This window comes from Syntrophobacterales bacterium, from assembly GCA_031274925.1.
Taxonomy (GTDB): Bacteria; Desulfobacterota; Syntrophorhabdia; order Syntrophorhabdales; family Syntrophorhabdaceae; genus PNOM01.
In genome coordinates, this window is the sequence record JAISPL010000016.1 from 1 (window position 1) to 14,386 (window position 14,386).

Below are 14,386 nucleotides of genomic sequence, written 5' to 3' on the forward strand. Positions count from 1 at the left end.
ACCTCAACACAGGCTTATGCGCAAGGGGCGATATGGATAACATACCCCTTATTTTATGGAATAATGGGGCGCAGGCGGGATGCGCCACAGGAGGGGCCTGTACAGACAGCCTTACTGTGGATGTCTGGGATGTGGATAATGGTGTTACCTCCTGCTCCAGATCAACTTCCAAATATATCAAGAAGACACCCCATGTGTGGGCTACAAACGACCCGAACGACCCGAAATGGAAAAAATACAATGGCGCGGTAGATTACTGTGAGGGAGGAACAGATATGCCATGCGCCTGCGGAATAGGTCAGGGGAAATACGTGAATAGGTACGAAGCTTATGACTATCCTCATCCGTTGACAGGTAACTCTAAACCGCCTATCCCTAGCCCTTGCAAGCTCTCTCCGCCAACGCTCAGAATCGTGCAGTAATAGATAGATTCATCGCTCTGTCACATCAGGTGTTCGTGAATGAAGGCATATAACCTTCACGAACCGCAGCGAAAAAATTGCGACAGGTTTGTTAAAGAAGTACTATCGCATCTCGGACGAAACTGCGGTGTCCACATAATATCATGCGCTACATTGCCACCTCGCTTTGCCTCCTCTTAATTATCTATCTTTTTCGGATGGATTACAAAAAAGAAGGAAATCCATCCAATGCTCTATGGATTCCTCTGCTTTGGATGTTTCTGGCTGGATCACGTTATGTTTCGTCATGGTTCAATCTACGTTCGCAGATGTCATTAGCTGACGCGTATACTGAAGGCAGCCCAATTGATGCCGCTTGTTTCCTGACTCTCATTGTGGCGGCCGCAGTTGTCTTATCTCGAAGAAGGGTTGACTGGAGAAATATGATGATACAAAACAAATGGATCTGGTTATATTTCCTTTATTGTGGCGTCAGTGTTGTCTGGGCCGATAACTCGTTTGTCAGTTTCAAAAAATTTATCAAGGAATTAGGCAATCCGATAATGGCATTGGTGATTTTGACGGAAGAACGTCCTTATGAAGCACTCGGGTTTATTTTGAAACGTCTCTCTTTTCTACTTTTACCCTTATCCGTTCTATTTGTTAAATATTTTCCTGAGTTGGGTAGAGCATACCGTGTCGGCGGGTCTCCAATGTATACCGGTGTAGGTCATCAGAAGAATAGCCTCGGAGTTATATGTCTGATTGCAGGTATCTATTTTGTCTGGAGACTGCTCTTTAACTGTAAGGAGGCGCGTACACTGTCAAAAGAAAATTTAATCAGTTTTGTGTTTCTCGGGGTGATTGCCTGGCTTCTTTATATGTCTGACAGTTCCACCAGCCTTGGTTGTTTAGCGCTGGTAGCGAGTCTGCTCTTTGTGGGCCGTAGTAAGTTTATCACCGAAAGTCCTGCCAGGCTTATAACTGTTATAGCTACGGTCACTGCCATTCTGCTGGTTATGGACATGGCACTGGGTGTGCGCGAGGTTATTTTTGATCTCCTTGGGCGTGATGCGACACTGACGAGCAGAACGCACATATGGGAGGTTGTCAAAGAGATGGACACGAATCCTGTTATAGGCACAGGTTTCATGAGTTTCTGGTCAGGTGAGAGAATGGCGACAATATGGGAGGGAATCGGCGGTGCAGTTATAAATCAGGCGCACAATGGATATTTGGAACAATATCTGAATCTTGGTTACGTCGGGGTTGCTTTCATTGGGGCAATTTTGTTGTCCGGATTGATCAATATCCGGAGGCACTTAGCAACCGACTATCCGGCGGCGATTCTGAGGCTGTGTTTTGTCATAACAGCTATTCCCTATAATTATACCGAGGCGTCATTTTATGGGATCAATAACATCTGGCTGCTGACACTGTTCGGAGTCATTGAGATATCGTACCGGCGAGATCCGAAAAGACAGTAAATCGTAGACCATTATGATGCTATTCATGATTAACCTGTTCTTGCGTGTCAGGGAGAAAGCCTTTTCAACTGACCAAGTGGTTCTGTCGGTGAAGAACTGTAATATCCTAATTATTTCTTTTGCATTCAATGACGCGCCGAAGACAGCATTTATAGTTGGCGGAAAAATGCCAGGCTCAATCGGCGTGAAAGCTGTTTTTTTATTTTCTGGGGGTTTTATTCTTCCACGAAGACGGAAACCGGTTGCATTTTCGAAGGATTTGGTCAATATGACTACTGAAGGACGGGCTTGGTCGCCACATGTTCGATCGTTTGGATACATAGGAACAACTGCAATGATAGGTCAATGACAATGCTTTTTACTTCCATGGCTTTCTTCGGATTCATAACTATTGTTCTTTTGATATACCCAAGACTGCACCTTCGCGGACAGAATATCTTCCTTCTGGCTTCGAGTTACAGTTTTTACGGTTATTGGGACTGGCGTTTCCTTTTCCTTCTTTTCACATCAACCGCCGTAGACTTTTGGGCAGCCAACAGTATTCAAAGGTCGGAAGACATAAGACATAGAAGGTTATTTCTCTTGGCCAGTATTGCCGTTAATCTTGGAATCCTTGGTTTCTTTAAGTATTATAATTTTTTTCTGGATTCTGCAGTCTCGGTTCTGGGCTACATGGGACTCAAGGCGAACACGCCAGTCCTTAAAATTGTTCTTCCCATCGGGATCAGTTTTTATACATTTAAGACTATGGCATATACAATCGACGTTTATCGGAGAAATATTGCGCCTACAAATCATTTCATTGAGTATGCCCTGTTCGTTTCGTTTTTTCCGCAACTCCTCGCGGGACCTATAGACAAAGCCAAGAAGTTTCTCCCTCAAATCTCCGCCCCGCGGTCAATTACACGTGCGAAGATTCTTACGGGTCTGAACTTGATCTTGGTGGGTTATTTCAAGAAAGTTGCGATTGCCGATACCCTTGCTCCCATTGCCGACAATATTTTTGGGGATCCTGGAGGAATGTCCTCCGGGCAGTTGTGGACCGGAGTTTATGCCTACACTTTTCAGATTTATGGCGACTTTTCCGGCTATACCGACATCGCGCGGGGAATTTCGCTGCTTCTAGGATTTGAGACCATAGAAAACTTCAATGCTCCCTATTTAAGCAGAAACATCACGGAGTTCTGGAGGCGCTGGCATATTTCGCTGTCGACCTGGTTCAGGGATTATGTGTATATACCGCTTGGTGGTAACCGATGTGGCAGGGCTAGGATGCACGGAAACCTCATCTTTACGATGCTGCTCTGCGGGCTATGGCATGGGGCAGCGTGGACGTTCGTATTATGGGGAGCTTTGCATGGAGTATACCTTATACTCCATCGCATGGTTAAGGGAGAAGGCGGACGAGGATTTTCGTGGCTTCTTTCTCTTCCATTGTGGGCAAAAGACTTAGCTAAGATATTTCTAACGTTTCACGTTGTTGCGCTCACATGGATTCTTTTCAGGGCTTCAAATTTCGAAATTGTGTTGCAATATTTTCAAGGATTGTTTGGCTTCGGCCTATTTACAGGATTATCCATTCCTGTCCTCTTTGCATGCAGTCTGTTGATCGCTCTGGATGCGGTACGGGTACACCTTGCAAGCAACACGTGGCTATCGGATCGCCAAAACTTCAGCGTAGTGCGCTACGCGGTTGCGGGGGTTATGCTTGTCAGCGTTATCGCCGCCTCTATCGGACATTTAGGAACCGTTACCCCGTTCATATACTTCCAATTCTGACAAAACGCGATGGCACTACTCACTAATACACCAGGTTTATTAACACGTCTGTTGCTCATTTCGATGATTGCTCCCTTTATCTTGATTTGGGGTGAGGTATTCACAAGGATCCTCGTTTCGCAGAATGTTGATTCAAGAATGAACATATTCGCATCTGATCCTGTAATGGGCTTTATTTATAAACCGTTTGCGAAAACATATGAAAAAGGGAGAGAATACAACGCTCCATATCAGATAAACAGCTTTGGCCTAAGAGACCGTGAGTATGAGCCCAAGAGATATGGTGTTTTCAGAGTTCTGCTGCTTGGCGACTCATTCTCAGCCAGTCACGGATTGGCAATTGAGGACAGTCTTTCGCGGCAGTTGGAGAAAGCGCTTCAGCAGACTGCGGATACCTACGGGAAAGAGGTAAAATTCGAGGTGATAAATGCGGCTGCTGGCGGCTATTCTCCTTATAACTATTGGAAAGGGTACGAAAGATGGAAGACAGTGTTCAAGCCTGATACGGTAATCGTCGGGTTGTCTCCCGACGATTATGAGTGTGATAACGAAAATATGAATTATTTGGTGGAGAACGGGGAGATCACGGCTTTGTATATGGATGGACAAGAGCCTGCAAGACGGAGAGGGTTATCGCTAAAAAGGGTCAGAAAATGGCTTTCATGGAACAGCGAATTTTACGTTCTTATGCGTAATTTTTTCTACTATAATGATTTTGGGGGATGTTTCACGGTGCGTAAGAGCCCTGGGGGAGTGGGAAATGATACCCAATTTCGTCTGTATGCGGTGTCGCAACGTAACAATGTAAAAAAAATCTGGTCAAACACATTTTCATACCTCCGAAAAATCCGAGAAGAGACGGCTCGTGATGGCGTCGGGTTAACCGTAATACCGATTCCGTTGAAATTAGAGATTGACCCAAAGCAGCTTCAACAACTCCTGGCAGCTAAAAATATGAAAGATGGGCAGGTCGACGTCGACCAAACAGCGCGGGAGATTATAGCCTTCTGCAAGATGGAAAAAATACCAGTTCTAGATCCTCGACCGGCACTCAGGGAACGCCAGAGTAAGGCGCCCTGCTATTTTATGTATGACGGACATTGGAACGAGGAAGGGGTTCGGGTTGCGTCTATCTCGCTTGCCAGGCAGTGGCGCGACTTGGCGCTGCCACCTTGGGGCATCCAAAAAAGGTAAAAACCTTTTGCTAGCAAATCTATGATGTAGATCGGTTTTGTTTTTTTTCAATGTCTCTCATCTGGGCAACAGCGTCATGATCTTCACCGTTTTATCTGGGTATTATTCGAACGTGATGTCCGAGAAGGATCTACCTTTGATTTTGCGGCGAAAGGTCTTCTCATTATGGCTATGGTGATTTACCACATAAGGACAGGAAAGTTGAGACGAGTTAGCCAACCAGATGCGGGATGCGTCAAAAAAGAGTACAACGAGGTGAGGTAATTGATGAATACGGGCATTCCAAAGAGAATCATTCAAACCGGCAAAACTTCTGATCTGCCTCTGCTTTCGAAAGCAGTGGTGGCAAACATCAGGCTGCTCAATCCCGATTTCGAATACCTGTTTTTTGATAATGACCAGGTTTTAGAATTCATTGATCAGCAATTTCCGAAATACAGACAGACATTTAATGCTTTTCGAGTTCCTATCCAAAGATATGATTTCTTTCGGTACTTGGCGGTTTATCATTTCGGCGGGTTCTATTTTGACCTGGATGTTTTTCTGGCTTTTGGTTTATCCCCCCTTCTGGAGTTCAGTTGTGTATTTCCTTTTGAGGAGATATCCATAAATAAGGCGTTGCGCCAACACTATGGAATGGACTGGGAAATCGGCAACTACGCCTTCGGAGCGGCGGCAGGTCATCCGTTTTTACGGGCAATAATAGAAAATTGTGTTAAATCCCAGAAGGATGAAAAATGGGTGGAAATAATGATGAAGCCTATCCCCAGAATATTTCGGGAAGACTTCTACGTTCTCAATACCACCGGGCCGGGTGTAGTCTCAAGGACCCTTGCGGAATATCCCGACGCCGCCTCGGAGGTAAAGGTACTTTTCCCTGAAAATGTGTGCGATCCAGCCTATTGGCATCGCTTCGGGTCGTTTGGGGTCCATTTGCAGGAAGCCACATGGCGCAGGAAAAAGAGCTATTTGCGTAGACGGCTAACTTGGCTGTGGGCGTCATGGAGAAGCAGTAAGCTTCTTGAGGAGAGTCGGAAGTTTGGTGAGAAAAGGTCCGTGGGGCTAAAGACAATAGTATAAAACCCACCTCGCTATTTTTCATGGCCCGGCTCTAAATAGGGTGTGGCAGAGTCCTGACCGCAGAGTTGCCCTGGAATGGAGCTCTAGTGCGATTGTTTCTTGGCAAAGGATTTCATCTTAAAGTTCAGCGGTATATAGCCGTAAAGAGTTACGATACAGTCTCCTAGTGATTCCTGCTCCTATTTTGTGGATACGAGACGACTCCTGGTTGTAGGGCATTGAAAATGCGTCATGGACTTCTTGTAGCGTCCCTGAAGTCTGCTCATTACGTCTCCCTCTTGGGGTCTCATGAAGTGCATGAATAATATTGGGGGATAGGATTCAAAGTGGTGCAATTCAGCGTTGTTAACCCGGGAGATTTAGAGCAATGGAACGAAATATCGTTTTCAAGTCCAGATTGCTCGATATTCCACTCGTCGAACTGGGCTAATGTACTTACCGACACATACGGATACCGCCCGCGTTGCATGGTTATGCGTAATGATAGCGTGGTGACGGCTTTGATGCCGATGATGGAGATCAGTAGTCCGATCACGAAGCGACGCGGCGTATCGCTTCCTTTTTCAGATTACTGCGAGCCGATAGTCGCAAACAGGGTCTTGTTCCCTCAAATGATGAAAGAGATAGTGGATTATGCGTCAAATCGTGGTTGGAAATACGTGGAATTCAGAGGAGGGGCACGGTTTCTTGAAAAGGAGAACCACTTTACCCGATATTGGGGACATCGCCTTCAACTTGGAGCGGGCTTTGAGAGGGTTTTATCTGGGCTCAGGGATTCTACCAGGAGGAATATAAGACGGGCTGAAAGAGAAGGGGTAAAGACAGAGATCCTGACTTCGCTCGACGCAATCGGCCAGTTTTACAGGCTTCATTGCGGTACACGGAAACGCCTCGGCGTGCCGCCACAGCCATGGATTTTCTTTCGAAATATACATAAACATTTAATAAATACCGAATATGGATTTGTAATCCTTGCGACTTTTGAAGATGAGATTGTCGCGGGTGCGGTATTCTTCCATTTCGGGCGCAACGCTATCTATAAATACGGTGTGTCGAGAAAGAGCTATCAGTCTCTCCGAGCAAATAATCTTATTATATGGAAAGCCATCAAATGGTACCTTGACAACGGTTATAAAAGCTTATCGTTCGGGAGGACCGATATACAGAATGAAGGATTGAGACAATTCAAGAAGGGCTGGGGCACGGATGAATATCCGATGAAATACTACCGATATGACGTGGAGAGATGCAAATTTCTTAGCGAGACAGACCGGCGGCAAGGCACCCGTTTTACCGGCTTGCTGAGAATGATGCCCATACCAGTCCTCAGGATGGCAGGACGGTTGGTTTACAGGCACATAGGCTGATCTGAAATCTTACGTTTGGTTTTCTGTTGTGCGTGCTATGATTGTTAATGGTATGTTTGGGATCACAAAACGAAATGTAATGTTTCTTATTTCCATTGTATTGTCGTTATTTATTTTCTATCCTACAGTGAACAGGTTAGTAGGTCTATCGAGGGTGAGCGAGCTTTACTCGCATATCCAGCTCATGCCTCTGCTTAGCGGATGTTTTTTCTATTACAAAAGAAAGTCCATTTTCTCCGAGGTTGAGTATTCCCTGGCGTTGGGGCCAGGGTTAATCGCGGCAGGAGGTGTTCTTTATGTGACGATCTCTCTGACCAGGGGGGCAAACTACCACAATAATAATGATCATCTCTCGCTGTTGACGTTCGCCGCAGTGATCGTTTTGATAGGAGTCTTCACTCTTTTTTACGGAGTAAAGGCATTAAGGTGCGCGGTATTCCCGTTTATACTATTTTTTTTTGTAATTCCATTACCTAACCTGATCACAAATGTAAGTGTGCATCTATTACAGAAAGGTTCCGCCGAGGTTGTGGCACTGTTTTTCAGTCTGCTCAAAGTGCCCGTGGTAAGGGACGGATATGTGTTTGCTTTTCCGCAGTTGAGCATTGAGGTGGCTGAACAGTGCAGTGGAATTCGCTCAAGTATTGCTCTCGTGATTACGACCATCATAGCGGGCAACCTCTTCCTTCTTAGTGGATGGACAAGAATCGCTTTAGTCGCATCTATTGTGCCTGTGGCAATTTTGAAAAACGGAGTCCGGATCGTCACACTTTCTCTGTTGGGAGCCTATTTTGATGAGGGAATTCTTCAGGGTGATCTCCACCGAAAAGGGGGTGTTCTCTTTTTTATTTTTGCGCTCATTTTAATGTGGGGACTTGTGGCTTTGCTGAGAAAAGCTGATAAACAGTATGTGGTAAAAAAGTGATCTATTATACAATATATTCTATAGGGGGATGAACATGAGCCTAACTTCCAAGATTTCCTCTCGAAGTGCAAAAGTAGGTATTATTGGTCTCGGTTACGTTGGTTTGCCGCTCGTTATTGAGTTCTGCAAGGCGGGGTTTGATGTAACGGGATTTGATATTGATCCAGGAAAGATTGAATTCCTTAAAGCGGGCAAGAGCTACATTAAACATATTGATCTGTCAAAAACAAGGAATGTGTTGTCGTCCCGTTTTGCACCCACTTCGGAGTTTTCTTTGCTCCGCAAAATGGATTCCATCATTGTCTGTGTTCCTACGCCTCTCAACAAGAATAGAGAACCTGACATGAGATTCGTGTTTAATACCACCGAGACGATAGCCGAACACCTTCAAAAAGGGCAGTTGGTAGTTCTGGAATCCACCACGTACCCAGGCACAACCGACGAAGATATGCGAGTTATTCTGGAAAAATCAGGGTTAAAAGCGGGAAAGGATTTTTATCTTGCCTTCTCTCCAGAGAGGGAAGATCCGAACAACAAGGATTTCAGCCTAAAGACGGTTCCTAAAGTAGTAGGCGGCTATACCGGTAAGTGTCTTAAAGCGGCCAAAGCATTGTATGACACTATTGTTGATAAGACTGTCCCAGTTTCATCAACCAAAGCAGCCGAGGCAACGAAACTCCTGGAAAATATTTATCGTTCCGTGAACATAGCTCTCGTGAACGAGTTAAAAATTCTATTTGACAGGATGGGGATAGATATATGGGAGGTAATAGAAGCGGCAAAAACAAAACCATTCGGTTTTCAGGCGTTCTATCCCGGCCCCGGCTTGGGCGGCCACTGCATACCGATAGATCCGTTTTATCTCACATGGAAAGCGCGGGAATATGAGATCCCGACCAGATTTATTGAACTTGCGGGAGAGATAAATACGTCCATGCCTGACTGGGTGGTTGCTAAGGTCTCAAAGGTATTGAACGATAAAGGCAAATCAATCAAGGGGTCCAAAATACTTGTACTTGGACTTGCTTACAAAGGAAACGTCGACGATGACAGGGAATCACCGTCTTACAGATTGATGGAAAAACTTGAAGAACTGGGTGCGGTAATAGCCTATAACGATCCGTACATTCCCGTCATACCACGCACCAGAGAATTTTCCAAATATGCCGGAAAAAAGTCTGTAAAAATCACCGGGAATTATGATCTTATCCTTATCGCAACACCTCACGATGAATATAAGAAGATTGATTTCGAAGCTTTCAATATTCCCGTGATAGATACCAGGGCCATAGTGAAGAAAAGAAGCGGCCTGATTTATAAAGCATAATCCATTTCAGGCGAGTTCAGCCGCAAATGACAGAGGCCATCACCCATAAGGTGATGGCCTCTGTCATTTGTTTATCCCTGTGTTTCCTCTATTGTTTTTAACCTATGGCCAGGGTCTTAGTTGGCTTTAATACTTTTGTGATGATTTCCTTTCACGGCACTGAATATGTAAATCGAAACCCCTTTTTCGTAAATGGCTTATATCGTACAAGCATCGGTTATCCGTATTTGTCTCTCGGTAAAACAGCCAGGGTGGGTAGGGTAGTTATCTGGTTGGGAAGAGTAGTCCCTCACGGTTGCATTCAATTAACGGATCCGTAAAAAATATGAGTTGTGTTTGAAAGGAGCAATTCCTTATTGCGAGAGGACCGGTTGTATTGGACGGACACAGGACTTCCTCGAATTACACCTGTTCAGGTGTCCCGACGGGCGATAATATCCGCACCGCTTAAATCTTCTCTCGTCGCCTTGTCTGGCGCTTCACTGCCGCTTATCTGTAATGGGCCACAAATAAATTGCTCCCGCGTTGCTTTTCTGGCCACTGCCCTGAAGACCAGAGAAAGTAAAAATGAAACAAAAATCCATCCTGCAAGAATTGACAGTGAACTGTCTTTGCCGTCCTTCCGTTTTCTAAGTCTTTGCCTCAGAAAAGCATCACATCTCTTTTTCTACGTCCCTTCAATACTTCTCACAGTTGGGAGTCAATCAAGGGATTGCCTCTGCATTTGTGGAGCCTAAAGTGAATGAATTATTCCGAGGTCGAGCCAGTTGCCCTGAAATCATGCGGGTTCAGGCCATGCTTCTTTAGGAGGTCGTAAAAATCAGCCCTGTATTTCCCGGCAACCTGGGCTGCTTCTGTAACGTTCCCTTTGCAAGTTTCCATGAGATAGATTAGATAGCTCTTTTCGAAGGCATCTTTAGCATCCTTGAGGGGTTTTACGGGACCTTGGGCTACGACCCATTTTGTCTGGAGGATGAGGTCTTCCGTGATATAGTCTTTGTCGGTCATGGCAGCGGCGTATTCGACTATGTTCTCCAGTTCCCGAACGTTCCCTGGCCAGTCATAAAACGCCAATTTCTGCATAGCCTGTGGGGTAAAACCTTTTATTTCTTTCTTCATCTTTACCCGCGATTTTTCAAGAAAATGGTTCACCAAAGGAGGTATATCTTCTCTCCGGTCTCTCAAGGACGGCAAATAAACTGGAATGACATGGATCCGGTAATAAAGATCCTCACGGAACAACCCTTGCTTGACCTGTTCTTCCAGGTTCTTGTTGGTAGCCACAATTATTCGTACATTGACTTCAATGAGCTTTTCGCTTCCTACCGGGCGGAACTGTCTCTCCTGAATAACCCGCAGTATTTTAGCCTGAATTGAAAGGGGCATATCCCCGATCTCATCCAGAAATATGGTGCCTTTGTGGGCCTGCAAAAAAAGGCCCTTGGAATCCTTGATGGCGCCGCTGAAAGCACCCTTCTCGTGACCGAAAAGGCTGCTCTCTAGTAAAGCTTCGGGAAGGGCCGCACAATTAATGGCGACGAAAGGCCTATCTTTCCTTTCGCTGGCAAGATGGATCGCTTTGGCAATCAAATCTTTCCCTGTACCGCTTTCCCCGAGAATTAATACGGTGGAATCCGTATTTGCGATTCGTGATATCCCTTCCAGTACTTTTCGCATTTTATCGCTTCGCGCGATGATGTTCAAAAAACTGTACTTTGCTTCTAGAAGACCTTTGAGCCTTTTGTTTTCGTAGAGAAGGTGGCGATTTTCAAGAGCTTTCTGTATTTGAAATAAGAGTTCGCGAAACTCGTAAGGTTTGGTCATGTAACTGTAGGCGCCACGTTTCATGGCTTCAACTGCGCTTTCTATGCTTCCGTAACCGGTAAGTATAATGACTGGCATCTCCGGGATTATGAGGTGGAGATCTTCCATTAACGAGAGACCATCCCTTTGAACAAGTTGAAGATCAATAATCGAAAGGTCGACGGGCTGTTCATTGAACTTTCTGAGCGCTTCTTTATCATCATAGGCGGTGATGACTTCGTATCCTGCCGCCTCAAGTCCCATCTGGATCATGGCGACAAGGTTCTTTTCATCATCAACAACCAAGAGCTTCCCTAAAGGCATTATCACCTCTCCTTACTGCCGTCGCATTCCCGAAATCTCCACATCAACCTTCTTTGATTCTTCGACTATGCGCTTCAGTCTGGTGTTTTCCAGAAGCACCTCCTGAGATGCGCGTTTCAATCGGGCATTTTCCTGAAGTATATCCGTCCATATCTTAGCCTGTTCGGCTAGAGGGCTTTGTCGGAACCTAGTGACTAACAAAGTGAAGGACGCAACCGCTTGGGTGTAATCTTTGTTAGGGTTTGCTGGATTGGCGTAAAGCAAGCCGATGTTAAATAAGGCTTCGTCACCCGGCGGACCATTGGGTGACGAAAGCAAAGCCTTCTGATTTTCACATAATGACTCTTTATACTTGCCGTTATCAAGAAGTTTTTGCGCGTTAACTATGTAGCTGCGGGCATCAGCATCCTCTCTCAGGCTGGATATGAATGAACAGTTTGCCACCGAGACAGATATCAGGAGGGCAATACAAAGATAAAAGTACTTCCCTGGCCCAGTTTGCTTTCTGCCCATATTTTACCTCCGTGAGCTGTAATTATATGCTTGACGAACGCCAAGCCTAACCCCGTGCCTTTGGCCCACTCCGAAGCTTTGACGGGGAGTTGGTGAAACTTTTCGAAGATGGCATTAAGGTTCTCCTTCGGTATACCAGGGCCTGTATCTGCCACACAAAACTCCACCTCCCTGTCTCTATAAGTGCAGGATAAGTTTATCTGTCCACCGTCCGGGGTAAATTTCGCCGCATTCCCTATTAAATTTCGTAATGCCTGGAGGATCCTTTCCCGGTCCAGTTTCAAGGGTGGGATGTTCTTGCCAGGCGCCATTTTCACGGTGATATTCTTGGCCTCCACAATGAGCGCCATTTCGATTATAACTTTCTCGACCAGCAACGGAAGGTCTTCAGACCGGAAATTATAAGTCATCATCCCGGCTTCCATTTTAGAAAGGTCCAGCAGAGAATTCACCATATCAATCAGGCGATGCACCTCCTCTGAAAGAGTTTTCATAATTCGTTGCTGGTTATTACTTATTGTCCCACCTACCCCATCCTGGAGAAGGCCTATCCCTTGCTTGATTGCGGTAAGTGGTGTACGCAGTTCATGGGACATGGCGGAAAAGAACTCGGACTTCATTGTATCTACCTGTTTCAACTTATGACACATGTCATTTAAGGCTATTGCCAATTGGGATATCTCAGGGGGCGATGTGACATTGAGATTATCTTCAAATATCCCTTTGGAAATGTCTTTTGTCTTTTCCATAAGAGCCATGAGAGGTTTGGTTATGCTTGTGGTGATCCGGAAAGAAATTCCTATTATAAGAACAATCGCAACGATTAGCATTATTATTACCAGATGGAGGGCATCGGCGGCAGCTTCCCTGACTTTACCCGTCCTTGTAAAAATATCTTCCTGGCTTTGCGCTTCCACTGCCCTCAAACGCTCCAGAATTTCTCGTACCATCTCCTGCTTCTTTCGATCATATTCCTGCTTGGAGCTAGGACGTTTTGCCGTAGATTTGTCAATCTCTTCATTGATCAGCGCCAGATATTGCGCGTAACTTGTTTCTATCTGGCTCAGCAGGCTCTTTTTTGCAGGGGTGTCGGCGATGCTCTTCGCCTTGGCGAGATACTTGTTGAAATCATTGCCGGCAAAGATAAATTCGTCGTGGAAAATAGGATCCATCGCAATAATATATTTTTTCTGATATGTCAGCTGAGACAGGAAGGAATCGGCCAGCTTCTTTCTGATATCCAACAGACGCTCATCGATATTAAATAGAGTAGAAGTTTCCTTGCTTACCTGGCTGAGTTTGAGGACTGCGTAAACGCTTACTGCCCCGTTAATAAAAAATATGACAAGGTAACTCAGAATCAATCGGTTTGAAATGGTAAATTTCATTATATAACTACACCTTAATTTCTCTTTCAGAGGATAAAAATATCATATAATTGCCTACTATGCAAACCGTCTTAGTGCTGTTTCCTATGAGAGTGAAGCTCGCCAAGGCATTGGGTTGGAGTGAATTTAATCAGTGAAAGTGAATTTATGAAACAGTAGATCCGCACATATGCACTGTTCGACAGGCTTGAAGTGGGTATGTAAGTGAGATTTAAAAAAGAGATGGCAAAAGTCTCCAGGCGAGCTAGTGGACATTGTTGGCAAAAAATTGAGAACCATAAAGAGAAATCCAGTGGTATGATTCTAATAAATCTCCCCATGGATAGTCGTGGATGCCATGGGATGACAATATTTTTTCCGGCGAGAAAACTGATGAGAGGTAAGGCGAGGATCGCAGTTCCCATACCTTGTTGGAACTGCTTCCGTATACGATTTTCTGTTGCGGTTGACATCTTGATCGCACAAGTCTTATGTATAATCACAGGAAGAGCTGAATAGCGCTAGGAAAGCTTCAAGGGAAGAAAAAACCGTTTTTTTTGTTGTTATCATGGCCGGTCTTCTGACGATAGACAACTGTTTGTGACTGCCCGGTTTTGTCCAAACAGACAGCTATACTATCTTGCTTTCCATTGCCACTCCGATGTTCATCGACTTCGGACTCGACACGTAGTACCCCTTTATCCCCTTATAAGCAACGGCATACACCATACCTTACTTAAGAAGGGAAAAACCATGGGACATGTACTACATGCTCACGCCAGGACAACTCAGGTAGTGCGTAGAGAAATAATAAAATAG

Annotated in this window: 11 protein-coding genes; 8 read left to right on the forward strand and 3 right to left on the reverse strand. The window is 45.1% G+C overall.

The features are described from left to right. The 8 genes from LBQ00_03000 to LBQ00_03035 form a co-directional block, all read left to right on the forward strand. Nucleotides 1-422, forward strand: a 422-nt coding sequence (locus tag LBQ00_03000) for a hypothetical protein (protein ID MDR2017833.1), incomplete at its 5' end; no start/stop codon positions are given. A 197-nt stretch (nt 423-619) separates the two neighbouring features. After that, nucleotides 620-1,888, forward strand: a complete 1,269-nt coding sequence (locus LBQ00_03005; protein MDR2017834.1) for an O-antigen ligase family protein — start codon at nt 620-622, stop codon at nt 1,886-1,888. Nucleotides 1,889-2,233: 345 nt separating this feature from the next. After that, nucleotides 2,234-3,667: an MBOAT family protein gene (locus tag LBQ00_03010; GenBank protein MDR2017835.1), complete on the forward strand. Its 1,434-nt coding sequence runs from the start codon at nt 2,234-2,236 to the stop codon at nt 3,665-3,667. 138 nt (nt 3,668-3,805) lie between these two features. Then, nucleotides 3,806-4,861 (forward strand): hypothetical protein, encoded by a 1,056-nt coding sequence (locus tag LBQ00_03015; protein MDR2017836.1) that lies wholly within the window; start codon nt 3,806-3,808, stop codon nt 4,859-4,861. 267 nt (nt 4,862-5,128) lie between these two features. Then, complete coding sequence (locus LBQ00_03020; protein MDR2017837.1) at nt 5,129-5,941, forward strand: hypothetical protein; 813 nt, start codon at nt 5,129-5,131, stop codon at nt 5,939-5,941. A gap of 509 nt (nt 5,942-6,450) precedes the next feature. Next, nucleotides 6,451-7,308 carry a GNAT family N-acetyltransferase gene (locus tag LBQ00_03025; protein ID MDR2017838.1) on the forward strand — a complete coding sequence of 286 codons (858 nt, stop codon included), beginning with the start codon at nt 6,451-6,453 and terminating at the stop codon, nt 7,306-7,308. A gap of 79 nt (nt 7,309-7,387) precedes the next feature. After that, nucleotides 7,388-8,233, forward strand: coding sequence for an exosortase/archaeosortase family protein (locus LBQ00_03030; protein ID MDR2017839.1), 846 nt, complete (start codon nt 7,388-7,390; stop codon nt 8,231-8,233). Between the two features lie 34 nt (nt 8,234-8,267). Next, on the forward strand, nt 8,268-9,560 hold the full coding sequence (locus LBQ00_03035) for a nucleotide sugar dehydrogenase (GenBank protein ID MDR2017840.1): 1,293 nt from the start codon (nt 8,268-8,270) through the stop codon (nt 9,558-9,560). A 747-nt stretch (nt 9,561-10,307) separates the two neighbouring features. On the opposite strand, the gene LBQ00_03040 is transcribed toward LBQ00_03035, so the two are convergent. From LBQ00_03040 to LBQ00_03050, 3 genes are read right to left on the reverse strand one after another with little or no spacing between them, the layout of a single operon-like run. Continuing rightward, complete coding sequence (locus tag LBQ00_03040; GenBank protein MDR2017841.1) at nt 10,308-11,687, reverse strand: sigma-54 dependent transcriptional regulator; 1,380 nt, start codon at nt 11,685-11,687, stop codon at nt 10,308-10,310. 12 nt (nt 11,688-11,699) lie between these two features. Then, entirely contained in the window at nt 11,700-12,200 is a 501-nt protein-coding gene (locus LBQ00_03045; protein ID MDR2017842.1) for a hypothetical protein, read from the reverse strand. After that, nucleotides 12,143-13,588, reverse strand: coding sequence for an MCP four helix bundle domain-containing protein (locus tag LBQ00_03050; GenBank protein MDR2017843.1), 1,446 nt, complete (start codon nt 13,586-13,588; stop codon nt 12,143-12,145). Before LBQ00_03050 ends, LBQ00_03045 begins: the two co-directional genes overlap by 58 nt. Nucleotides 13,589-14,386: the final 798 nt, after the last annotated feature.

Bases quoted from the DNA above. Each gene is read 5' to 3' on its own strand.
- LBQ00_03005 (MDR2017834.1), top strand. From the start codon at position 620: ATGGATTACAAAAAAGAAGGAAATCCATCCAATGCTCTATGGATTCCT.
- LBQ00_03010 (MDR2017835.1), top strand. From the start codon at position 2,234: ATGACAATGCTTTTTACTTCCATGGCTTTCTTCGGATTCATAACTATT.
- LBQ00_03015 (MDR2017836.1), top strand. From the start codon at position 3,806: ATGAACATATTCGCATCTGATCCTGTAATGGGCTTTATTTATAAACCG.
- LBQ00_03020 (MDR2017837.1), top strand. From the start codon at position 5,129: ATGAATACGGGCATTCCAAAGAGAATCATTCAAACCGGCAAAACTTCT.
- LBQ00_03025 (MDR2017838.1), top strand. From the start codon at position 6,451: ATGATGGAGATCAGTAGTCCGATCACGAAGCGACGCGGCGTATCGCTT.
- LBQ00_03030 (MDR2017839.1), top strand. From the start codon at position 7,388: ATGTTTCTTATTTCCATTGTATTGTCGTTATTTATTTTCTATCCTACA.
- LBQ00_03035 (MDR2017840.1), top strand. From the start codon at position 8,268: ATGAGCCTAACTTCCAAGATTTCCTCTCGAAGTGCAAAAGTAGGTATT.
- LBQ00_03040 (MDR2017841.1), bottom strand. From the start codon at position 11,687: ATGCCTTTAGGGAAGCTCTTGGTTGTTGATGATGAAAAGAACCTTGTC.
- LBQ00_03045 (MDR2017842.1), bottom strand. From the start codon at position 12,200: ATGGGCAGAAAGCAAACTGGGCCAGGGAAGTACTTTTATCTTTGTATT.
- LBQ00_03050 (MDR2017843.1), bottom strand. From the start codon at position 13,588: ATGAAATTTACCATTTCAAACCGATTGATTCTGAGTTACCTTGTCATA.